Source organism: bacterium, assembly GCA_023230585.1.
In the GTDB taxonomy this organism is placed as follows: Bacteria; Ratteibacteria; UBA8468; order B48-G9; family JAFGKM01; genus JALNXB01.
Genome location: JALNXB010000001.1, coordinates 74,177 through 96,410, shown reverse-complemented (window position 1 = coordinate 96,410; position 22,234 = coordinate 74,177). Strand labels below are relative to the sequence as shown.

The 22,234-nt window shown below is 36.8% G+C and carries 21 protein-coding genes; 4 read left to right on the top strand and 17 right to left on the bottom strand.

The window, feature by feature from the left end:
* The first annotated feature begins 28 nt into the window (after positions 1 to 28).
* Together M0P98_00435 and M0P98_00430 are read left to right on the top strand one after the other, a co-directional pair.
* On the top strand, positions 29 to 3,235 hold the full coding sequence (locus M0P98_00435; protein MCK9265349.1) for a type I restriction endonuclease subunit R: 3,207 nt from the start codon (positions 29 to 31) through the stop codon (positions 3,233 to 3,235).
* Between the two features lie 75 nt (positions 3,236 to 3,310).
* Complete coding sequence (locus M0P98_00430) at positions 3,311 to 3,850, top strand: hypothetical protein (GenBank protein MCK9265348.1); 540 nt, start codon at positions 3,311 to 3,313, stop codon at positions 3,848 to 3,850.
* A gap of 249 nt (positions 3,851 to 4,099) precedes the next feature.
* Here M0P98_00430 and M0P98_00425 read toward each other — a convergent pair whose 3' ends face one another.
* Positions 4,100 to 4,447 carry a 4'-phosphopantetheinyl transferase superfamily protein gene (locus M0P98_00425; GenBank protein ID MCK9265347.1) on the bottom strand — a complete coding sequence of 116 codons (348 nt, stop codon included), beginning with the start codon at positions 4,445 to 4,447 and terminating at the stop codon, positions 4,100 to 4,102.
* Positions 4,448 to 4,551: 104 nt separating this feature from the next.
* Here M0P98_00425 and M0P98_00420 point away from each other — a divergent pair, with 104 nt between their 5' ends.
* Both M0P98_00420 and M0P98_00415 read left to right on the top strand, forming a co-directional pair.
* Entirely contained in the window at positions 4,552 to 4,854 is a 303-nt protein-coding gene (locus tag M0P98_00420) for a hypothetical protein (protein ID MCK9265346.1), read from the top strand.
* 28 nt (positions 4,855 to 4,882) lie between these two features.
* Positions 4,883 to 6,643 carry a V-type ATP synthase subunit A gene (locus tag M0P98_00415; GenBank protein MCK9265345.1) on the top strand — a complete coding sequence of 587 codons (1,761 nt, stop codon included), beginning with the start codon at positions 4,883 to 4,885 and terminating at the stop codon, positions 6,641 to 6,643.
* On the opposite strand, the gene hypF is transcribed toward M0P98_00415, so the two are convergent.
* The 16 genes from hypF to M0P98_00335 form a co-directional block, all read right to left on the bottom strand.
* On the bottom strand, positions 6,621 to 8,699 hold the full coding sequence (gene hypF / locus M0P98_00410) for a carbamoyltransferase HypF (protein MCK9265344.1): 2,079 nt from the start codon (positions 8,697 to 8,699) through the stop codon (positions 6,621 to 6,623). The two genes, M0P98_00415 and hypF, sit on opposite strands and share 23 nt — an antisense overlap.
* Positions 8,700 to 9,097: 398 nt before the next feature.
* On the bottom strand, positions 9,098 to 10,354 hold the full coding sequence (locus M0P98_00405; GenBank protein ID MCK9265343.1) for an ATP-binding protein: 1,257 nt from the start codon (positions 10,352 to 10,354) through the stop codon (positions 9,098 to 9,100).
* A 258-nt stretch (positions 10,355 to 10,612) separates the two neighbouring features.
* Positions 10,613 to 10,978, bottom strand: coding sequence for a cyclophilin-like fold protein (locus tag M0P98_00400; protein ID MCK9265342.1), 366 nt, complete (start codon positions 10,976 to 10,978; stop codon positions 10,613 to 10,615).
* Positions 10,963 to 12,081, bottom strand: coding sequence for a hydrogenase nickel incorporation protein HypB (gene hypB / locus M0P98_00395; protein ID MCK9265341.1), 1,119 nt, complete (start codon positions 12,079 to 12,081; stop codon positions 10,963 to 10,965). The genes M0P98_00400 and hypB overlap by 16 nt, the downstream gene beginning before the upstream one ends.
* On the bottom strand, positions 12,071 to 12,340 hold the full coding sequence (locus tag M0P98_00390) for a hypothetical protein (GenBank protein ID MCK9265340.1): 270 nt from the start codon (positions 12,338 to 12,340) through the stop codon (positions 12,071 to 12,073). The genes hypB and M0P98_00390 overlap by 11 nt, the downstream gene beginning before the upstream one ends.
* Positions 12,341 to 12,383: 43 nt before the next feature.
* Positions 12,384 to 12,704 carry a monovalent cation/H(+) antiporter subunit G gene (gene mnhG / locus M0P98_00385; GenBank protein MCK9265339.1) on the bottom strand — a complete coding sequence of 107 codons (321 nt, stop codon included), beginning with the start codon at positions 12,702 to 12,704 and terminating at the stop codon, positions 12,384 to 12,386.
* Entirely contained in the window at positions 12,697 to 12,951 is a 255-nt protein-coding gene (locus tag M0P98_00380; protein ID MCK9265338.1) for a monovalent cation/H+ antiporter complex subunit F, read from the bottom strand. Before M0P98_00380 ends, mnhG begins: the two co-directional genes overlap by 8 nt.
* Positions 12,948 to 13,433: a Na+/H+ antiporter subunit E gene (locus tag M0P98_00375; protein ID MCK9265337.1), complete on the bottom strand. Its 486-nt coding sequence runs from the start codon at positions 13,431 to 13,433 to the stop codon at positions 12,948 to 12,950. Before M0P98_00375 ends, M0P98_00380 begins: the two co-directional genes overlap by 4 nt.
* Positions 13,434 to 13,445: 12 nt before the next feature.
* Positions 13,446 to 14,951, bottom strand: a complete 1,506-nt coding sequence (locus tag M0P98_00370) for an NADH/ubiquinone/plastoquinone (complex I) (GenBank protein ID MCK9265336.1) — start codon at positions 14,949 to 14,951, stop codon at positions 13,446 to 13,448.
* Entirely contained in the window at positions 14,948 to 15,298 is a 351-nt protein-coding gene (locus M0P98_00365) for a sodium:proton antiporter (GenBank protein MCK9265335.1), read from the bottom strand. The genes M0P98_00370 and M0P98_00365 overlap by 4 nt, the downstream gene beginning before the upstream one ends.
* Positions 15,298 to 15,765: a sodium:proton antiporter gene (locus tag M0P98_00360; GenBank protein ID MCK9265334.1), complete on the bottom strand. Its 468-nt coding sequence runs from the start codon at positions 15,763 to 15,765 to the stop codon at positions 15,298 to 15,300. The genes M0P98_00365 and M0P98_00360 overlap by 1 nt, the downstream gene beginning before the upstream one ends.
* A gap of 778 nt (positions 15,766 to 16,543) precedes the next feature.
* Positions 16,544 to 17,074 carry a DUF4040 domain-containing protein gene (locus M0P98_00355; protein MCK9265333.1) on the bottom strand — a complete coding sequence of 177 codons (531 nt, stop codon included), beginning with the start codon at positions 17,072 to 17,074 and terminating at the stop codon, positions 16,544 to 16,546.
* Positions 17,071 to 18,906, bottom strand: coding sequence for a hypothetical protein (locus tag M0P98_00350; GenBank protein MCK9265332.1), 1,836 nt, complete (start codon positions 18,904 to 18,906; stop codon positions 17,071 to 17,073). The genes M0P98_00355 and M0P98_00350 overlap by 4 nt, the downstream gene beginning before the upstream one ends.
* Before the next feature lie 75 nt (positions 18,907 to 18,981).
* Positions 18,982 to 20,403: an NADH-quinone oxidoreductase subunit L gene (locus tag M0P98_00345; GenBank protein MCK9265331.1), complete on the bottom strand. Its 1,422-nt coding sequence runs from the start codon at positions 20,401 to 20,403 to the stop codon at positions 18,982 to 18,984.
* Between the two features lie 6 nt (positions 20,404 to 20,409).
* Positions 20,410 to 21,027: a 4Fe-4S dicluster domain-containing protein gene (locus tag M0P98_00340; protein MCK9265330.1), complete on the bottom strand. Its 618-nt coding sequence runs from the start codon at positions 21,025 to 21,027 to the stop codon at positions 20,410 to 20,412.
* Between the two features lie 7 nt (positions 21,028 to 21,034).
* Complete coding sequence (locus M0P98_00335) at positions 21,035 to 22,234, bottom strand: nickel-dependent hydrogenase large subunit (GenBank protein MCK9265329.1); 1,200 nt, start codon at positions 22,232 to 22,234, stop codon at positions 21,035 to 21,037.

Below are 22,234 nucleotides of genomic sequence, written 5' to 3'. Positions count from 1 at the left end.
AAATTCTTAAATCCGCAAAGAAAAAACCATGACTAACTTTAACGAAGATACTCTGGTACAGAAACCAACCGTAGATTACCTCAAAGATAATCTCGGATGGGAATCTGTTTATGCTTATAATCGTGAAACTTTTGACGTTGACGGGCTTCTGGGAAGAGATTCCGACAGGGAGGTTGTACTTAAACGTTATCTACGACAAGCACTTGAAAAACTTAATCCCCAACTGCCTGAAACCGTATATGAAGAGGCGGTGAGGCAGGTTATGGACTATTCCCAGAGCCAATCACTACTTGCCAACAATTTCGATAAATACAAATTATTCAAAGACGGCGTGCTTGTTTCTTTTCAGGGCAGCAACGGGGAGATAAAAAAAGAACGGCTCAAGGTCTTTGATTTTGATGATGCTACAAATAATCACTTTATGGCTGTACGTGAACTGTGGGTACAGGGCAGTCTTTATCGCAGGAGAGTTGATATCGCAGGGTTTGTCAACGGCATACCCCTTTTATTTGTAGAGTGCAAAAATATCCATAGAAACCTTGAAAACGCATACAGAAAAAACCTTGCCGATTACAAAGATACTATCCCCCATTTTTTCCATCATAACGCTATCATTATGCTTGCCAACGGCGAAAAAGCAAAAATAGGAAGCATAACCGCAGGTTACGAACACTTCCACGATTGGAAACGATTATCTGAATCCGACCCGGGTATTATAGATATGGAAACACTTCTTAAAGGGGTTTGTGATAAAAACAATTTCTTGGATATTTTTGAGAATTTTATTCTTTATGACGATTCTAAAGGCAAAAGAATAAAGATACTTGCAAAGAACCACCAGTATCTTGGCGTGAACAAAGTAATCAAAGCCCTAAAAAATCCTTCCAGAGCAAAAGGCAAACTTGGAGTATTTTGGCATACCCAGGGTGCAGGTAAAAGTTACTCTATGGTATTTTTTACCACCAAGGTACATAGAAAGATAGCAGGTAACTATACGTTTCTTATATGTACTGACCGCGACGACCTCGATAAACAGATTTACCAGACTTTTGCAGGGTGTGGCATAGTGGATAACGATAGAAATCCGTGTCGACCCGAAAGCGGCAAGCACCTTGCCAAACTAATGAGGCAACACAAGGCTTATGTATTTACCACAATTCAAAAATTCAATCAAGACGTTAACACCGATGAGGGTTATACCAAGAGAGACGATATAATTGTTATTACAGACGAGGCACACCGTACGCAATACGGCAATCTTGCACTCAATATGCGTAAAGCCCTGCCAAACGCCAACTTTATAGGATTTACAGGCACACCTTTGTTTAAAGATGAGGAAATCACTTCACAAGTTTTCGGTAACTATGTTTCCACATACGATTTCCAAAGAGCAGTGGAAGACAAATCCACGGTTCCTCTTTATTACGATTCCCGGGGCGATACACTCGGGGTGTCTACTTCGGATATTAATGAACGGCTTGCAGAAAAACTGGAGCAGGTAGATACAGAAGATATCAATTTGAGGGCACGCCTTGAAAAAGAACTCAGAAGAGATTATCACATAATCACGGCAAAGAGAAGGCTTAAAGATATAGCCCAAGATTTTGTCGAGCATTACACAACTTCATGGGAAGCAGGCAAGGCGATGTTTATATGTATTGATAAACTCACTTGTGTCAAAATGCACAAGCTCATAAATCTATACTGGAAGAATAAAGAGGAAGAATTGTCAAACTTATTAAAGTCTGCCTCAGATGAAACCAGAGAAGAACTATCAAATCAACTTAAATGGATGCAAGAGACAAAAATGGCAGTAATTGTCAGCGAAGAACAGGGAGAAGTAGACAAGTTTAGAAAATGTGGGTTTGATATCACTCCTCACCGCAGATTGATGAAAAACGGGTTTGAACTTTCAGACGGAACACGGATTGATGTTGATTCCGCATTCAAAAAAGAGGAGCATCCTTTCCGCATAGCCATTGTTTGTGCTATGTGGCTTACAGGTTTTGATGTGCCAAGCCTTGCAAACCTTTACCTTGATAAACCACTTAAAGCTCACACTCTAATGCAAGCGATAGCAAGAGCTAATCGTGTTAACAAGGATAAAAACAATGGGCTTATTATAGATTATTGTGGCATCCTCAAGAATTTAAGAAAGGCACTTGCCACATTTGCTGGAACAACCGATAAAGGCAGGCAAGGTAGCCCTGGATTGGAAAAGGTAGACCCCACAAGAACCAAAGAACAACTTCTGGGAGAATTGAGAGAAACCATTAAGATGGTGAAAGAATTTCTGTCAGATGAAAAAGTGTCGCTGACCGACATCATAAATTCGAGTGGATTTGAGAGAAACAGCAATATTGTTCTGATCAAAGAAGCTGTAAATGTCAATGATGAAACCAGAAAAAAATTTGAAGTAATATGCAGAGAAGTTTTTATTAAGTTTAAGGCATGCCTCACTATACCGGAAGTAAATGAATACCGAGGTTATTACAGCGCTATCAACATTATATATAAAAGCTTGCAGGAAGACAGGGAATCTGCAGATATAAGCAATATTATCAAGAAGTTGCATAAAATAGTAGATGAAGCGGTTGTTACAGGCACACCTTTAGAAGACAAAAGCGCACCTTATGATGTAAGTAAAATTGATTTTAACCTACTTCGAACTGAATTTGAAAAAACCAGAGCTAAAAATACTGTGGTGCAAGAATTAAAAACTGTTATTGAGAAAAAATTGCAGCAGCTTATTATGAAGAATCCCCTTCGGACAAACTTCCAGGAACATTATGAAAGAATCATTGATGAGTACAACAAAGAAAAAGACAGAAAAAGTATTGAAGCTACATTTGAAGCCCTTTTGAAATTTTATGAGGATTTGGATAACGAAGAAAAAAGAGCATTGAAAGAGGGTATGGACGAAGAAACGCTTGCAATATATGACCTTCTTGCAAAACCGCAATTAACGCCTTCAGAGATTAAAAAAATAAAAAGAGTTGCTGAAGCGTTGCTGGTAAAACTAAAAGAAAAATTACAAGGACTCTATAACTGGCAGAACAGAGAACCCACAAGGGATGCAGTAAGAAGCTTGATTAGAGATTTCTTATGGGATGAAAAAACAGGATTACCCCTGCAATGTTATGCTCATACTGAAGTTGTTAAAAAAGCACAAGATGTTTTCTATCATATATATCGAGCTTATCCTTCAGTGCCATCTCCTTATTATGAGAATTAATTACATTGGAAAAATCGTATGTGTATACACAACAAACTAAACCTCTTTCAAATTTGGAAATATAATGGAGAATTATTGCCACTTGCTGCATGGTTGGATAGTTGGAATGAAAATAGATATACTATTGTTGAAGAGATAAAAATCAGACGTTGGCCATATGGAGTTGCACGTGGTTATCCTACAATCAACGGAACACCTTCTGATATATACACCTACTATCCAGAGTGGAACTCCGAACGTATTATCCACAATGCTGGGGTATATCGCTGGAAACATGTGAATGTTAAACTGGTTAACGGAACATATGTCAAAGATAAAATGATGAAGAAGAAAGTGCGAGTATCCAAGAAAACAAAGATATATTATGAATCAACAATAATACAATTTGGCAAGTATAAAGGTTCTACGATACAACAAATCTTCGATAAAGATTTCAGTTACTTCAGATGGCTTATATTTAATGTTAATATTATAGTTATTGAACCCGATTGTATGGCTAAGTTATTAGAACGTAAGGGGTTACAAGACCAAGAACTTTTTGGTTACAACCGTCGTAATTATAAAATATTCTCTGAAAGTCATACAAAAGTAAACAACGGAAAGAATATTCTTTAATGAAAGTATTTCGTCTCATAAATATTTATAACAAATTATTCCCTTTCGCCTTTTAATGTCCTATTCTCTACAATAAATCATTAGTAAACACCGTTCATTTTATAGAGAAGTTTGCCTCAAGCCCACTCATCTAAAGGAACTGCGTATTGTCCAATTCTTTGCCCATCTAACGGCAAGGTTTATCCCGAGAACCTCTGATGAACGGGTTGTAAACAGACCTTCCAAAAAGTAACTGATTTTAAAAAAGCCTTATACTGTTATTATAACCAGAGTGACAACATTTCCATCCATTTCAAAAAAGTGGGATACTGTTTTGAAATAGTGCTTGCCCTTAATAAATATTTGAGGTTTTCTTCTTCTCCATATAATTTCTATATCCTTAAAGCCAACCTCTTTCTGTAAATAATCTGGTAAGGCTTTCCATATAGATTCCTTAAAAGAGAAAGTAAAACATAAAAATAACTCTTCTTTTAGTTTAGGTGTATTGGCAACCTCTTTATCTGTATAAACCCTATCTAAAAACCTATCTCTACGTTTTTTAAGAACCTTTTGAAACCTATTAAATTCAAGAATATCTATACCAACATATATATCCACCTGCTTTTCCCCTTGTAAGTTATTCGATTTTATTGTATATTTAATAACGTATCTTTGCAATCAAATTTTAGTTTATAAACAATTTACATTATAATTAGAAAAAAATGGAAGAAAATAAAAAAATAGGATTTATAGGCGATAAAACATCGGTAGGTTTTTTTAAAATTTTTGGTGCAGAAATTTTCCCTGCAACAACAGTTGAAGAAGCTGTCAAAATTATTAAAAATATTAGTTTTTCAGACTATTCTATAATTTTTATAACTGAAGAAGTCTTTGACAGAGACCTTCTTTCTAAATATGTTATGCGTAAACAACTACTTCCTTTACCAAGTCTTACATCTAATATAGGTAAAGGATACCAGATAGTAGAAGACCTGATAAGAACGGCAACAGGTATGAAAGAATAATTTTATAATAGTTAAGGAGAAGCACATAATGGCTCAACAAGGTAGAATAATTAAGGTAAGCGGACCTCTTGTTCAAGCAGAAGGAATGAGCGGAGCAAAAATGTATGATGTTGTGAGGGTTGGCGATGTACGGCTTGTTGGAGAAGTAATACGTATTGAAGATAATATCGCCTCTATTCAAGTATATGAAGAGACAGAAAGCCTTAAAGTCGGCGACCCTGTCTATGAAACAGGTGTACCTCTTGAAGTAGAACTTGGTCCTGGACTTCTAACAAATATATTTGACGGGATACAAAGACCTTTGTCTAAACTTGAAGCAGGAGGAGATTTTATACTCAGAGGGTTAGAAATGCCTCCGTTAGACAGGGAAAAGAAGTGGAAATTTACTCCTTTTGTAAGTAAAGGAGACCACCTTAAAGGCGGAGATATTGTTGGCGAAGTGCAGGAAACCCCGTTACTTATGCATAAAATAATGTTACCACCTTATTTGGAAGGTGAATTAATAGAAATAAAAGCAGGAGATTTTACGGTTGAAGATGTTATAGGCAAAATCAAGACAAACAAAGGTGAGACACCTTTCTACCTTATGCAAAAATGGCCTGTACGCCAAAGAAGACCTGTAAAAAACAAACTCTCTCCCGACCAACCTCTTGTTACTGGGCAACGAATTATAGATACACTTTTCCCTGTTATGAAAGGTGGTACTGCTTGTATTCCAGGTCCGTTTGGTAGCGGAAAAACAGTAGTTATGCACCAGGTAGCAAAATGGGCAGACGCACAAATAATAGTTTATATAGGTTGTGGCGAGAGAGGCAATGAGATGGCTGATGTTCTGATAGAGTTCCCTGAACTTAAAGACCCTGCTTCTGACAGACCTTTGATGGAGCGTACCATTCTTATAGCCAATACATCTAATATGCCTGTGGCTGCAAGGGAAGCTTCTATCTATACTGGAATAACTCTTGGAGAATATTTTAGAGATATGGGATATTCTGTAGCATTAATGGCAGATTCAACCAGTAGATGGGCAGAGGCTTTAAGAGAAATGTCAGGTAGAATGGAAGAAATGCCCGGCGAAGAAGGATACCCTGCTTACTTGGGAACAAGTGTAGCATCATTTTATGAAAGAGCAGGAAAAGTCTCTTGCCTTGGACAGGCAGAAAAGACAGGTTCTCTATCTGTTATAGGCGCTGTAAGCCCTCCCGGTGGCGACCTAACAGACCCTGTTGTACAGATGACTCTTAGAGTTGTCAAGGTATTCTGGGGTCTTGACGATAAACTTGCTTATCAGAGGCATTTCCCTGCCATAAACTGGCTTACAAGTTACTCTTTATATGAAGACAATATCAAAGATTTTCTTACTAAAGATGTTGGTGAAGATTTTATTAAAAACAAGAATGATACAATAGTTATACTGGAAAAAGAGGCAGACTTAAATGAGATTGTCCGTCTTGTAGGAATGGAAACTTTATCTGCACAAGATAGACTTGTGCTGGAAACAGCCCGCTCTATTAGAGAAGACTTTCTCCACCAGAGTGCTTTTGATGAAAGAGATTCTTATACTACACTTCAAAAGCAGTATAAAATGCTCAACTCTATACTACTTTTTCATCGTCTGGCAAGTAAAAAAATCTCAGAAGGTGCAGATTTAGACGAAATTATGAAAATGGATATAAGAGAAGCAATTGTAAAAGCAAGATATATACCACCTACACGTCTAACAGAATTTGATGCACTGGAGCAGGATATTCACAAGGCGTTTGAGTTTAAAATTCAGCCAACTGACTAAAAGAAGCAACAGCAACTTGCCCTGCAGATATACCGCCATCATTGGAAGGTAACAGACTATGGGTGTATACTTGAAAACCTTCGTTGGTAAGTTTTTCGCTCATCATTTTCATAAGAAACGAGTTTTGGAAAACCCCGCCAGTAAGGACTGTTGCAGATATATTCTTTTCTTGTTTTATGGCTTTACATATTTCTGTAATTATTTCAACCACTCCTTTGTGAAACTTGCAAGAGATAAGACCAACATCTTTATTTTTGAGGATATCTTTAACAATATCTCTTATTACAGGCGTATAATCTATAACAAAAGAACCTTTGTCTTTCGCTTGTTTTATATCAAACGAATAAAATGTAGAAGAAGATTTATTTGCAACCATTTCAAGTGCAATGGCTGCTTGGGCATCAAAAGATACCTCATTTTGTAACCCTATTATTGAAGCAACACCGTCAAACAACCGCCCCATACTGGAGGCAAGAGTACAGTTAATATCTTTTTTTAGCATCTCATAAACCCCATACATCTTTTTAAAAGGAACATCTTTAAATAAAGATATATTCATACCAGAAACATCTTTACCAAAAGAGTTATAAAGATATGACAACCCTGTTCTCCATACTTCTTTAACAGAGATGTCCCCCCCAGGTAACCCTATGTAATCGAGCCAAGCATACCTTTTATATCCGCTATAAGAGGCAATCATAACCTCACACCCCCTAATATCCTCTGCTTCTCCAAACCCTGTTCCGTCTAAAGCAATACCTATAACGTCTTTATTTGGAAGCATATTTTCAAGCATACAAGCAGCAATATGGGAGTGGTGATGCTGAACTCCAACATAAGGAACACCTTCTTTCTGTGCCACTTCTTTAGCAAAACTACTGGACATATAATCAGGATGAAGGTCGCAAGCCACTAATTTTGGTGTAAACCCAGTAATCTTTTTCCAATGTTGGTAACTGTTTTTATAGAATAAAAAAGATTTTAGGTTTTCAAGATTTCCAATATGTTGGCTTGTAAAAATATTGTTCCCTACCCCAAAAGAAAAGGTATTTTTCATATCAGCACCTGTTGCAAAGACTGGTTGCGAAACAGAAAAAGGTGTTCTTATAGGTTCTGGTACAAACCCTCGAGACCTTCTCAGTATATGTGTTTTTTTGTTAAATTTCTCAATTTTTACAACAGAATCATCACAACCTATCTCTATTTTTCTGTTATTGGTAAGAATGTAGTCTGCAACAACAGAAAGATTATCACAAACATCTGCATCTTGATAAAAAGTAGGTTCATCAGATATATTTGCACTGGTTGCAATGATTGTGTCAAACCTACCAAAATAGAATAAGATATAATGGGCAGGAGTGTATGGTAGAAAAAAACCTAAATATTTATTGTTAGGAGCAATATCGCTGGGCAAACAACAATTTTTTTTTCTCCTTAAAATAACCACAGGCGCTCTCTTTGAAAGAAGAGTTTCTTTTTCTTCTTTATTTACAATACAATATTGTTTTATTGTATTTATATCCTTTGACATAAGCGCAAACGGTTTATCTCCTCTTTTTTTTCTTACTCTAAGAGTTTTTACCGTCTCCACTTTTGTAGCATCACAAACAAGGTGGTACCCGCCTATCCCTTTCATTGCAACTATATGCCCTTCTTCTACAAAAGAGACCGCTTTTTTTATTGCATCTAAGGAGGTTCCTACCTGTGTACCTTTTTTATCAAACAATAGATATTTTGGACCACATACAGGACAACATACAGATTGTGTGTGAAACCGTCTATCTGATGGGTTGGTATATTCGTTATAACAATCAGGACACATCGAAAACTTATACATAGAGGTTTTATCTCTATTGTAGGAGATATCTTTAACGATAGAAAATTTAGGTCCGCAGTTAGAACAATTTATAAAAGGGTATAGATACCTTCTGTTGTGTGGTGAAAAGAGTTCTTCAAGGCACTCATTGCATATAGAGATGTCTGGAGGCAGTTTAATCTTGCTTGGTGTATTGTTAGGAAGACCGTTTTTACATATTTTCAGTTTTTTTCTCATCATTAACGTTTCATTCCTTGCGCCTTGTTTGTCATTGTAAAGGCTTGTCTACCGAGTACCTCGAGGGATAAACCTCATCCCATTAAACTCTCTGCAACCCTTTGGGGACTACTACTCCAAACACTCCAAGGGTAGAAGGCAAAGAGAAGGTGCATTCCTTTTCCGCCTTCGGCGGGTAAAACTCGCAAGATTAACTACAAAAGACGGAATGGGGGGAGTAACGTATAAAAACAAAAGCGTAAAGCAAAAGACCCCCTCACCCTTGATCCCTCTCCCCCAAGGGTTAGAGGGCAAAGAAGGTACATTCCTTTTCCGCTTTCGGCGGCTTGTTCCAAGTATCCCCGAGGGATAAATCCGGAATGACATATAAGGGGGAATCCCTTCACAAAAGAGGTACATTTTTACTCAAGTAACCATTTCCATAAAGAAATATATTTAATTGTTCTGGTTACCCCAAACCATGTAAATTCTTCTTCCCCTTCATAATTATCATTAAGAACAAACAAGTTATCGCATTTTACTTGATTACCTGCTTTCATCAAAGATTTTTCTTTTTTCTCTCTTTTTTGTACATCTTCAATATTCCAACATACCTGTATCAATTTCTTTACTTCTACACCATCTTTAAGGACAAAATCAACCTCCTGTTGAAGAGGGTGTTTCCAGTAAAATACCTTTGCCCCTCCGTTCATCTCGTCTTTCTTGAGTTTAACCGCTACAACATTTTCGTATAGGGTTGAAATATAGTCTTCTGTCTTAAAAGATCTGCTTTGAATAAAACCATTATCAATACAGTAGACTTTCTTATTAGAACTTAGTTGCCCTTCAAAGTTAGGAGAGAACCTATGTATTTTAAAAAATAGAAAAGACTCTTCAAGGTATTGTAGATACTTGTCTACTGTATGGACACTTCCACAACCAGAAATTTTACACAATGTATTATAAGAAAACTCTCTACCTGTATTAGATAAAAGATATCCCGCAAGGTTTTCTATTGCTGGCACAATACGAATTTTAAATCGGCTAATGATATCTTTATAAATAATTGAGTTATAAAGAGTAGCAAGATATTCTTTTTCATCCAGTTGTTTAAAAAGAGGTTCAGGGTATCCACCACAGTAAATATAGTCTGAAAGTTTTGCTCTCTTTTCGCTTTCTGTTAGGATTAGATGTTCTGCCCCTGCTGTTAAAAACTCCGCAAACGAAAAAGGCAAAATATTTATCAAGATATGTCTACCGGTAAGATGAGAAGCAAGTTCTTTGCTTAAAAGATTTGAGTTACTACCAGTAATAACAAGGTTGTACCCTTGCCTTTGTAAACGGTTTACAAACAGTTCCCATTTGGTAAGGTTCTGTATTTCATCAAACAAAATAAATTTTGGGTTGTCGTAAACAGACTCAATAGCATTAATGATATCATCATAATTTTTAATCCCAACAAGTCTTTCATCATCAAAATTGACATAACCAAATTTTTCTTTTAATGATTTAAGCATATTGAAAGCAAGTGAAGATTTTCCCGCCCGGCGAGGACCAATAATCACCTTTACTAAATCGTTTTTCATAGGTGTTGTATAATCAACCTGCCTCTCAATAAACCTTTCTTTCTGTTTTTGTTCCAGTTCTCGCTTTTGAATAATCAAAATATCTCTAATCATTTTATATTCTTCCATTATATTGCATAAAAGTATCAACTTTTTTGTATTATACTACCAAATAAGTAGAAAGTCAACTAAAAAAGACGGAATGGGGAGGCTGTTAACAAAAGGTTTAAGCCTTTTGTTCTACTACTATGAGCCTGTTAAGCCCCTCGAGGGTACTCGGGATAAACCCCAGAATGACAATCTTTCCTTATTTGCCTCTCCTTTTGGGGGAGAGGATGCAAGGTGAGGGGGTCTTTTATGTTTTTTACGTCTTCATTCAATTACCACCTCTTCTCCTGATTTCACCTTTTCAAGTTCTTTCAAATCAGAAGTAACCCTTCCAACCACCTCAACATAACCGGCAGCTTTTGGTTTTGTTCCTGTGCTTGCTGGGGTGGGTCCGAAAAAAAAGCATAGACACCTTCCATCTGGCCAGTAAGCCACATCTCCTTCTTCAAGTTCTATTACAGAGTCTGTTATACTGGACTTTACAGGTATCTCAAAATAGATTTCTCTACCCCAAACATTTACATTCACCTTAAACGGTAATTTCTCACATATTGCTTTTGCTAAACGGCTATCTTTCATTAAAATTTTGATTTCTTTATTTGCATACTTCATAACTATCTCTTTTTCCATAATATTTCCCTCAACATTTTAACTGCATTCATAATACCTTCCCTAACCTCATTTGAAATCTTCTGTGAAAACAATATCTTTTTAGGTTGAACTCCAACGATAGTACATTTTGCAGAAGTTTCTGCTTTAATATTTTCTATTATCAACGGCAAAGCTAAAGTATGTGTTGAAGAGGTGTTGCTTACCAGAGAACCTGCCTCCATAAGTCTTACTTCTCCTGGAGTTCCACTAAAGTCAACAGCGTCAACAAAATATATTCTATCTGGCTTAAATCCTTTTATCACGCCAATATAGTTTTCTATAGCGTTTTCAGCATTAATTATTTTTACATTCTCTGAGATATCCTCTTTATGAAGTTGTTCAGCTATTTCGCATCCTGCTGCATCGTCCCCTTTCATCCTATCCCCCAAACCTACCACCACTATACGTTCTTTTTTATTTTCAGGGGCAGACAAGTAAAGAAAATCTAACCATTCTTCAAAACCATCTCCTGTTTTTGAAGATAGCGGTATAAGTTTAGTATCTGGCGCAACCTTAAATAGGTACTCTTTAAATTGTTTGGTATTAAAATCCAAATGTTCAGACAAGTCCATTTTATTAAGGAGGCATATATTAGAAATATTAAACATCAAAGGATATTTTAAAGGTTTTTCCTCTCCTTCTGGGCAACTTGAAATAATAACGTTGTAACTTTCGCCGAGAGTAAACGCAGCAGGGCATACAAGATTGCCAACATTTTCAATAAATAGGATATCTATCTCATTCAAATTGAGGTTCTCAAGGCCTTTCTTTACCATATTGGCATCCAGATGACACGCTCCCCCTGTGTTTATCTGCACCACAGGTATACCATATTTTAAAAGCCGTTCACCATCTAACGTTCCTTCTATATCTCCCTCTATAACCCCAGGTTTTATATTTTTTAATTTAAGTTTAGGTATTGTCTTCTCAAGTAGAGATGTTTTACCCGAACCGGGAGACCCCATAACATTTATACAGCACACATTGTTTTTTTCAAATAATAACCTATTCTCTTCAGATATTTTATCATTTTCTTTCAATATGCTTGCTCCTACCTTAATTGTTTTAACCTTATTCTTCATAAACCTCTACCTCCACATTATCAAGTATAAACTCTCTATCAGCAGGGTTAGCCCCTCTTGTTACACATATTTTAGCATCTTTATATATCTCTTCTTTTCCGACTACAGAGCGAAACATAAAATTAAGATTTTCCTCATCTATACAACTATATGGGTTTACAGTAATATGTATTGCCAGAAAAGAATATATATTCCTATCGTCTTCTTTTATTTTGTTAAGAATTTTTAAAAGATTTGAAATCAATACAAGTTCATGCATTTTATTTTTTTACAATGTTGCTAAAGACCTTTAAGAAAGGTTGTTAGAGATTTTTGTTTTTATCAGGTTCAGTTTTTTTCCAGACAGGCACTCCAGCAGCTTTAGCTGATTTAGCAAGAGCGTGTGCAGCCGTTGGTGAGTTTAAAAAAAGAAATATAAAACATACCAAAGATTTTATTCCTATACCAGTAAACCCTGTTATTATAAGAGCCCCTATCAAAACACTACCTGTTCCCAGAGTAACACATTTTGTTGCCGCCTGCAACCTGCAGTATACGTCAGGCATTCTTACCAACCCTACACATCCAAAAAATGTAAAACATAACCCTACAACAAGAAATATTTGCCCAATAACTTCACTCATCTAAATGCCTCCCTTCAAGAAACTTTGCAAAAGTGATTGTACTAACAAAACCAATAATTGACCAAGCGATACCTATATTCATATAATAATCAAAACCTGTGTATAACGCCAATAGAACACAAAATATCACAACTATTATACCAAGAATATCTATCCCTACCATCCTGTCTGCAGAAGTAGGTCCAACAAAAATTCTGTAGACACACAAAGCAACACACACTGTTAAAAAAACTAATAAGGCAATCATTCAAATACCTCCTTAAGAATTCTTTGTAACCTACCGCATATAATTTCTTCTGCTTTATGTGGGTCTTCTGTCTGTACGTATATCCAGTGTAATATAAGTGTATCACTTGTGATGTCCATAGTAAAAGTGCCCGGCGCAAGAGTGATAGCGTTAGCAAGAATTACTCTACCCAGAGGGGATTTAAGATAGAGAGGTATCTCTACTATCCCCGGTTTAATTGGTAAGTTTGGACTTAAAACCCTATAAGCCATTATGAAGTTAGCATGTACAACCTGCACAAAAAAGACACCTAAAAATTTAATAAATGCAAAGTATCTCTTTATTTGAAAAGTATGTTTAGGGTGGTAAGGAAATTCTTTCCCAAATAACGCTGTAACAATTAAAGCAACGATTGCCCCAGCATAAAAATTGGCAACCTCCATATTGCAAGTTACCATTAGCCAGATAATATACAAAACTATAAACATAAAAAAGTATCTCATTTCTTTTTCCTTTTACTCTTCTAACAATATACTTTCATCGGTTTCCGAAATATGTAAACTTTTATACGAAAAGTTTTCCATCACTCCAACGGTTTTATCTAAAACAGTTTTTCTTATAGAAGGTATCAGAAAAACCCCTGTAAATAGCACCATAAACGATAAGGTTGCCATTGGCACCAACAACCCCAAAGGAGCTTCTTTTTTTTCTTCTTTGGTTTTAGGTTTGTTGTAGTAGACGTTCCTTAATAGTTTAAGAAAATACCCGAGAGTTAAGACAGCAACAAAAACTGATAAAAGAGCAACCCCAAAGTATCCTGCTTTTACAGCTGCAAGTATAATAATCAGTTTACTCCAAAAATTACCTAAAGGAGGAATACCTGATATTCCGAACATTCCCATATTTGAAAATAAGGTTGTAAAAGGCATCTGCTCATTGATTCCTTCCAAATCATTAGAATCAGTGGTGCCTGTCATATATTCAATTGCGCCTATATCTAAAAATAGTAGTGATTTAGAAAAAGCGTGCCCAATAAAATGCATAATAGCCCCAAGGTATCCCAAGTAACCTCCAATACCTATTCCAATCGCACAATACCCTATCTGACTGATAGTAGAATAGGCAAACAACCGTTTGATATTTTGTTGTCCATAAGCCATAATACCGCCAAGTATCATAGACACCACTCCCAACACAATAAGCGCTGTCTTTATCTGGTATATATCCCCAAAAAGGTTCAAAGAAACACGTATCACAAGGTAAAACCCTATAATTTTTATAAAAAGGCTCGACAATATAGCCGACACTGGTGCAGGTGCCATAGAATGAGCGTCTGGTAGCCAAGTATGGAAAGGTACAAGAGCCATCTTTAATATATACCCAGACAAAAGCAGAGCAACAGTGAACCATAAATGAGAAGGAGGTAATTTAGATAAAGCAAATGCAATATCAGGCAGGTTTAAGGTCCCAGTAAGCCCGTATATCATAGCCATGCCAAAAAGTATCATAGTTGATGCCAAGAACCCCATAATAGTATATTTTAATGATGCTTCCAACTCTTCTGCCTTCAAACCAAAAGCAACAAGTATAAAAGACGATATTGAAGCTATTTCAAAAAAGACAAAAATGTTCCATATATCCATACTTATAAGTACACCGTTCATACCTGCAAGCATTAACATAAAGAGAGAGTTAAAATATATTCTACCTGTATATTTTTTCATATAGGTATCTGAATATAGTAGTATGAAGAATGTTATAAAATTGCATACTATAAGAAATAACGCAGATAAAGGGTCAACCATTAAAGCTATACCTACGGGATTTTCCCAACCGCCTGCAAAAGATATAAATCTACCTTGAGAAAAAACATTGATTCCTATAAGGATAGATATAACAAACGCAAGAAACGTGCATATACAGGTAAATTTCCCTGCCAACTCCTCGTTCTTCCTAAATAACAACGGTATAACAAAAGCAGAACCTAAATAAATAACCACCGGCATAACAATAAGGTTCATCCTTTTAACCTCCGCATCTTTTCTATATCAAAGGTTTCATACTTTTCATAAAGACGGATAGCAAGTGCAGACAAAAAAGCAAGGAAAGCAAGGTCAATAACTATTGATGTTAAAACAAGTGCCTGAGGTAAAGGGTCAACGGCTAACTTATAGAATTCATCTGGTTTGGTCTTTTCAGTTAACACCGGAGCCATCCCGCCCCATTGATACCCCATCACTATAAACAACAGATTAACTGCATAACCCACAATGTTAGCCCCTATAATAATTTTTATGATATTCTTTTTAGCAACAATACCATATAACCCTATAAAGAAAATAAGAGCAACCAGAAGATATATAACCATTATTCCTCCCCGCTCTGCCTATATATAGGCCCATTCTCTTTCTTTTCAAGGCGAGCCATAGACAGAACAGAAATGCCAACAAAAAGAGCTGAACAAATTTTCATACCTATAGCAATATTAGCAAATACCATCGTACCACCACTCCATAAATGGAAGAGCCGGCCTTTATTGAGGAAATTATAAAAGAAGTGGCCTCCTGTAAACCCTAAAACAGCAATACACAAAAACCCTAAAGCCCCTAAACTATCAATCAGCCGAGCAATTTTTGGAGGGAAAACTTTAAACACATAATCTTTCCCAAAAGCAAGCAGAAGCAGTACAAACCCTCCAGCCAAAACAGCCCCACCTGAAAATCCGCCCCCTGGATTAATATGCCCATATAAAACAAGAGCAATGCCAAAAAGTATAATAAATGGGAACACTATTTTTGAAATACCCTTAACTATCTCGCTCATCCCTTTATCCATCAATCCTCCCTTTTAACCATACTATTATTCCTTCCCATTCCTTTTCCGCCTTCGGCGAGATTGCCACGTTACGAAGCCCCTCCTACGCCAAGGCTTCGGCGGGTAAAACTCGCAAGACTAACTACAAAAGGCGGAATGGGGGGCTGTTAACAAAAGGTTCAAGCCTTTTGTTCCCCTACTCCCACATTTTGTTATCCTGAACTTGTTTCAGGATCTCTAACCTAACCCACTTAACAGAAGCGGTAAAAACGAGATTCCGGATCAAGTCCGGAATGACATGCAGGGGGCAATCTCATCTTTTATCATTACGTCTTTCGTTTTTGGTTAAGTTGCTAACTACCCCTCCACCTGCGCTAAAATGCAAGCTTCGGCGGATAAACCTCATCCCATTAACCTCTTTGCAAACTCTTGGGGACTTACTACCCCAAACATCCCCTAAGGGTAGAAGGCAAAAAAGGAAAGGTGTATGCACCGTAGTACCAGAGTGAGTAAACACCCCATACGCTTTTCTTTTATGCTTTTATCATTGCCTTTGTTTTTCTTTTCGTTAAAAAAGTATGTGTCTATGAACGAATTACGAGGTGCTACTACAACTCAAGCAAGAATCGGGCTGTTAACAAAAGGTTCAAGCCTTTTGTTCTACTACACTGAGCCTGTTAAACCCTTCGGAGATGCCTTTTATGCAGAAGGGTAAGTTCTCAGAGTGCCCGATTGTTGTGTAGAAGGTGTATGCACCGTAGTTCCAGAGTGAGTAGACACCACATACTTTTTTGTCCCTTTATCCATCAATCCTCCCTTTTAGCCGCAACATCGCCAATACCCCCAATATAGCAGTAAAAATAATTGTAGCTTCACCAAGTGTATCATAACCTCTTAAATCAAGTACTATAGAGTTGACAACATCCGCTCCTTTTAATGTTTCTACCGAAGATTTTAGGTACCCCGAGCCCATAGTCATAAGCGGTTCCCCAAAAGGTCTTAAAAACAGTTTAGAGTTAAGCATAAAAGTAAAAAGAAATATACTAAAAATAAGTAGCACAAACCCTGCGTACATACCCGACGAAGACATATCCGCAGAAGATTCTCGTGAAATAATTGATAATAGAACGATTAACGCTACAATCTCCACAAAGACCTGTACTATAGCAATATCAGGCGCTCCAAGAATAAGAAAGAGGATACTCAGAATAAGGCCTGCTGTACCCATTGCCACAACAGAAGAGGTAAGACTTTTTGCTGATATTGCAATAACAGAACCAACAGCCATAAGAACCAACAGAGAAGATAAGAGAGGTATATTTAGTATCATCTTCTTATAACCTCCATTAATAGTATAATCCCTGCAAAAATCCATATAATATACTTTGCAAGCAGCCCGTTCTGTATCACTTTAAGTTTAGATACCCACCTGTTTAAGATATGGTTTCCTCTATGGTACACGTTGTCTACCATTCTAACCCCTATAACTTTAAAGAATCTACCTGTTTTGGGAAGAGATTGTAGAGCTCTCTGGTAAATATCAAGGGCACCCCTCTCTTCTGCCAAATAGAATATCTTAATTAAAGGAATATCTTTTATTGTGCCATAAAAATGGGTACCATCAAAAGATGTATCTTGAGAAGATAAAAGTTCTCCACCTACAAAGTTTTTCACTATCCTTACTTTTTTAAAAAACTTGGTAAACACAAGTACAAATATAAATAAAACTATGACCAACCACCCATACATACCAACCAATTTTATATGCGAAATGTTAAGGTTCACATACTCTCCAATAGAGGGAAAAACAATTCTCTCTAATACCAACCCTGGAAAAACTCCAAAAATAAAACAGCCCAGTGCTAAAATAAACATAGGTATATTCATAAAGGGAGAACTTTCCAATCTTTCTCCTTTTAGTTCTTTCTCTCTTACCCCCATAAACGAATCGTTCAAAACTTTTATAAAAGAAGCAAGTGTTAAAACGCTACCCAATAGAGCAGCAACCATAGCAAAAATAGACAAACTGTTTCCTTTAGTTAGGAGCGCTTGATAGATTATCCATTTTGAAATAAAACCATTAAACGGAGGTATCCCTGATATAGACATTGAAGCAACAGTCATAACAGCAAAAGTGAAGGGTAATTTTTTAGCAAGCCCTCCGTAATCTTGTAGGTATCGAGAACCTGTTGTTTTTATCAAGACTCCTGCGCCAAGAAAGAGTAAACTTTTGAATATGGCGTGGTTAATTGTGTGGTAGATAGCACCAACAAGACCTATACTTGTACCGCAAGATATACCAAGAAAGATATACCCTATCTGGCTGATACTATGGTAAGCAAGAAGTCTTTTTATATCACTCTGGATAAGAGCAAGGAACACCCCGCCTACAAGAGTCAAAACACCTATTATAGTTAGGATTACATCCCAAGATAATGACCACGAAGGGTTAAATATTCCAAAATATAGTTTTATAAAAGCATAAACACCTGTCTTAATCATTATCCCTGATAACATAGAGGAGACAGGTGTTGGAGCTGCAGGATGGGCATCAGGAAGCCAAGTATGTAAAGGAATAATGCCAGCTTTAATGCCTGTGCCAATAAGTATAGAAGCAAAAAAGATATGTTCCCATACAATATTGTCACCGATAATGGTAGTGCCAACTAAGATACCAATAATTCCAAAAAGAAGCATCATACTCCCCGCTCCTGTCATAATTATGTATTTAACTGATGCCTGCCTTGCTTCGATGGTATCATTAAAAAGAACAAGAAAGAAACTTGCAATGGTCATTATTTCCCAATATACGAATAGGGCAATAAAAGAGTGAGATAAGACCACCCCGTTCATTGCACCAATAAATAGAAAGAGCAGGGAGTCATAGGCGTAACCGTCGTCAGGATTGTACCACTGAGAAAAAGAGATACTTGAAAGAGAGATAGCTGAGATAAGTATACCAAAAAGAAGACCAAAGTTTTGCCAAGAGTAAAGATAATCATTGTTAATATAAAGAGAGTATAAGCAACTCACAAGAATAGCGAACCCTCCAAATAGCGAGACCCATCTTCTATACTTTCTGCCCATCCTGGGAGAAACAAGATGAAGTAAAGATATTCCAAAACTTATTATTACAGGTAGAAACCACACATTAAGATTCAACTTTTTCCCTCCATTGGTATATATAATTCTCTACAACTAATCATATCCGTTTGATATAACATAATTACATAAAAACTAAAGAAATTTAAAATAGTGCCCTGTCATAATTATAACCAAAACAAGAGAAACTATTGCAAGTAACAGGACAGAAGTAAGCATAGGTTTAAACCCAACTCTATTTTCTCTCAAAACCTCTCTTTTTTCCCCCATAAACACATAAAAGAAAAACCTGAACATATATAAAAGAGTTAAAACCGATGAAAGAATAGCAGAGAGAGCATAAATAATCTGTTTACTTTGAACCATTCCTATTATAATCTCTAATTTACCAAAAAAACCCGGTAAAGGTGGTATCCCTATTACAGAGAGCATCCCTATAAAAAAAGCAAAAGTTAGTGCTGGCATCTCTTTTATTAAACCACCCATCTCTTTAATATTTTTTGTACCAAATACCCTCTCAATAACACCGGCACAAAGAAAAAGCCCTCCTTTACCCAGAGCGTGAGCAAAATAAAATATTAACACACCCTCAGCTGCCGTCATATTAAATACCATCAGCCCGGCTATCATTAAACCAAGTTGGCTAACAGTAGAAAAAGCAAGTATCTTCTTTATATCTTCTTCTCTTAAAGCAATAATACCAGCAACAATACTACTAAAGAGAGCCAGCCACCCCGCCCATAATGTCCACCCTGAAACCAAAAGTGTTCTAACAAAAATCTTAAAAAGCCCATAGACACCTATCTTCACAAGGACAGCAGCATGAAGAAAGGCCGTTACGGGAGTAGGGGCAACAGATGCGTCGGGTAACCACGTATGAAAAGGGAAACTGGCTGACTTTGTTAATACCCCTATAAAAAAAAGAGTAAACACCAAAGGAGATACTTGCTGACAAGATAACTGAGATAAACTTAAGGTTCCCGTCTGCGCATATATACACGCAAAACTTAACATCATCAACCCGGCACCAGCGCTAGTAATAAGAAAGGCCTTATCTGCTTTTAAGAGGTGCTCGTCTTTTCTGTAAAAACCTATAAGTTTCCAAGAACATAACCCTGCCAGTTCCCAAAAAAGGTATAGAGAGATAAGGTTATCAGAAAATATCACCCCCATCATACTCCCTATAAAGAGCAACCCCCAGAAAGAAAATTTCTTTTGTTCTTCAACCTTCTCTTCCTTAAAATAACCCAGAGAAAAGAGGTATATAACTACTCCCACAAAAATAGAAGTCAAAGCAAAGATGTAACTTAATGAAGTACATCTAAAAAAGACATTAAGAATACTCACCTCAACTGTGTTTTCCCTAAAACGCTCTTGTACTTGTACAGGACCACACCCAACCATAGTGTTAATAATAGGAAAAGAGCAAACTAATTGTGTTAAAAGAACGAAAAAACCTGTTATAATGGATCTCCTTGCTGGTAACAGCAGTACTATAAGTGCGCCAGCAAAAGGCAACAGCAAAACTGACATCAACATTTTTTGGTCAATATACATTTATGACTACCTCTCCCTCTTCTCATCTGTTATAAAAGCAAGACGCCTACATTTAGGGCATACAACCTTAAGGATATCTGTTCTCTGTATAGGGGCTACCACGGTCTCTTCTACCTCAACCTTTAGCTCCAAATCTGACATCAATCCAGATATCATCACAGGTTGAGAATATGCAAGGTTACCAAGTTTCCTTAAGGTCCAGAGGATATGTTTTTCTGCCCCTATAACCTCTTTACAATGCTTACAAACAACAAGGTTATGCTCTATACTACTTTGAACTTTTTTCTCGTCAAAGTAAGATACATCAAAAACTTTAGTAAGCTGTATACCTGTTTCAGTGATACAGTTTCTTTCGCATTCTCCACAAAACAGGCAATCCTTAGGATGTTGAACAAGTACACGTTTGCCTTTACCTTCAACAACTGTATCTATCATCTCAATAGCGTTAGAAGGACAGACTTGAAAACAAGCCCCACAACCTACACAGGTATCTTGATTATATTCAGGTTTTCCTCTAAACCTTTCTGCTGGAGTATGAGTTTTAAAAGGGAATTCTGTTGTAAAAGGTTTTGAAAAAATACTTGATATAGCTTCTTTAAGTTCCCTTAGTTTAGGTTTTCTCATTCCTTTTTTATACCTCTCTTCTCAATTCTTCAGTTCTTTTTCTTGAGAGTTCAACCAAATCAGAAAAATCGTACCTCTTCTTATTCTTCTTTTCAATATCGTATACTGCAACCCTTTCTGTGCAACAGTAACACGGGTCAACAGCGGCAAGGATAATTGCAACATCTGATATCATTTGTCCTATACAACTTGCTTTAAAGGTAGGTATATTGTTAGAACTGGGAGCCCGTATTTTATGTCTAACTGGGCTGTTGGCTCCATCGCTTTTTACATAATGGAAACACTCGCCACGAGGAGCTTCGTGGTGACCTATCCCCTCGCCTGGAGGTATTTCTCTAACCTCATTTAGTATTTCTCCATCGTTGCCTTCAATAAAATTTAATGCTTGCTCAATAATTTGTACCGACTCCATACATTCAAGCAATCTTACTACAGCTTTATCAAAAACATCCCCGTTTTGTGTCTTTATAACCTTCCAATCTAAAAAAGGGTATGCAGAGTACGGGTCATCTTTTCTTACATCTACTGAAACACCGCTTGCCCTTGCAACAGGACCTATCGCACCAAAATCTTTAATATGCTCTTCTGTTAAAACACCCACACCTTTCAAACGAACACCTAAAACAGGGTCATCAAGAACCGCATTAGTAAGCATCTTAAGTTTCCCGGCAAGGTTGGTCAACACTTTTCTTAAAGTAGGGATATCTTCATCTTCAATATTTCGTCTAACACCACCTATCTTAAACATAGCATAATGGTTTCTATTACCTGTTATTATCTCAAACATCTCAAGAATAGATTCTCTATATTTCCACGCCCACATAAAAATTGTGTTATACCCAAGAAAATGACCAGCAAGCCCTACCCATAAAAGGTGGCTATGTATTCTCTCCATCTCTCCAATTACGCACCTAATATATTTGGCTTTGTCTGGTATAGATATACCCAACAGGTCTTCCACAGCGTTACAATACGCAAAAGGGTGCGAGGTAGAACATATCCCACATATCCTTTCCACAAGAAACGTTACCTGGTCCCAATGTTTACCTTCAGACAACTTTTCTATTGCTCTATGGTTGTAACCTGCTTGCCATTCCACATCAACAACCTTTTCTCCTTCACAATATAGAGCAAAAAACTCTGGTTCTTCAAGTAGAGGGTGGTAAGGACCTATTGGCACAACAACTTTCTTCTTTTTGTTTTTCAT

Excerpts from the sequence above, each read along its gene's own strand:
- M0P98_00370 (MCK9265336.1), bottom strand. The coding sequence starts at position 14,951 with ATGAACCTTATTGTTATGCCGGTGGTTATTTATTTAGGTTCTGCTTTT.
- M0P98_00365 (MCK9265335.1), bottom strand. The coding sequence starts at position 15,298 with ATGGTTATATATCTTCTGGTTGCTCTTATTTTCTTTATAGGGTTATAT.
- M0P98_00400 (MCK9265342.1), bottom strand. The coding sequence starts at position 10,978 with ATGGAAAAAGAGATAGTTATGAAGTATGCAAATAAAGAAATCAAAATT.
- M0P98_00375 (MCK9265337.1), bottom strand. The coding sequence starts at position 13,433 with ATGAGATACTTTTTTATGTTTATAGTTTTGTATATTATCTGGCTAATG.
- M0P98_00340 (MCK9265330.1), bottom strand. The coding sequence starts at position 21,027 with ATGAGAAAACCTAAACTAAGGGAACTTAAAGAAGCTATATCAAGTATT.
- M0P98_00335 (MCK9265329.1), bottom strand. The coding sequence starts at position 22,234 with ATGAAAAACAAAAAGAAGAAAGTTGTTGTGCCAATAGGTCCTTACCAC.
- M0P98_00360 (MCK9265334.1), bottom strand. The coding sequence starts at position 15,765 with ATGGATAAAGGGATGAGCGAGATAGTTAAGGGTATTTCAAAAATAGTG.
- M0P98_00405 (MCK9265343.1), bottom strand. The coding sequence starts at position 10,354 with ATGATTAGAGATATTTTGATTATTCAAAAGCGAGAACTGGAACAAAAA.
- M0P98_00415 (MCK9265345.1), top strand. The coding sequence starts at position 4,883 with ATGGCTCAACAAGGTAGAATAATTAAGGTAAGCGGACCTCTTGTTCAA.
- M0P98_00345 (MCK9265331.1), bottom strand. The coding sequence starts at position 20,403 with ATGTATATTGACCAAAAAATGTTGATGTCAGTTTTGCTGTTGCCTTTT.
- M0P98_00435 (MCK9265349.1), top strand. The coding sequence starts at position 29 with ATGACTAACTTTAACGAAGATACTCTGGTACAGAAACCAACCGTAGAT.
- M0P98_00355 (MCK9265333.1), bottom strand. The coding sequence starts at position 17,074 with ATGATACTAAATATACCTCTCTTATCTTCTCTGTTGGTTCTTATGGCT.
- hypB (MCK9265341.1), bottom strand. The coding sequence starts at position 12,081 with ATGAAGAATAAGGTTAAAACAATTAAGGTAGGAGCAAGCATATTGAAA.
- M0P98_00380 (MCK9265338.1), bottom strand. The coding sequence starts at position 12,951 with ATGATTGCCTTATTAGTTTTTTTAACAGTGTGTGTTGCTTTGTGTGTC.
- mnhG (MCK9265339.1), bottom strand. The coding sequence starts at position 12,704 with ATGAGTGAAGTTATTGGGCAAATATTTCTTGTTGTAGGGTTATGTTTT.
- hypF (MCK9265344.1), bottom strand. The coding sequence starts at position 8,699 with ATGATGAGAAAAAAACTGAAAATATGTAAAAACGGTCTTCCTAACAAT.
- M0P98_00390 (MCK9265340.1), bottom strand. The coding sequence starts at position 12,340 with ATGCATGAACTTGTATTGATTTCAAATCTTTTAAAAATTCTTAACAAA.
- M0P98_00420 (MCK9265346.1), top strand. The coding sequence starts at position 4,552 with ATGGAAGAAAATAAAAAAATAGGATTTATAGGCGATAAAACATCGGTA.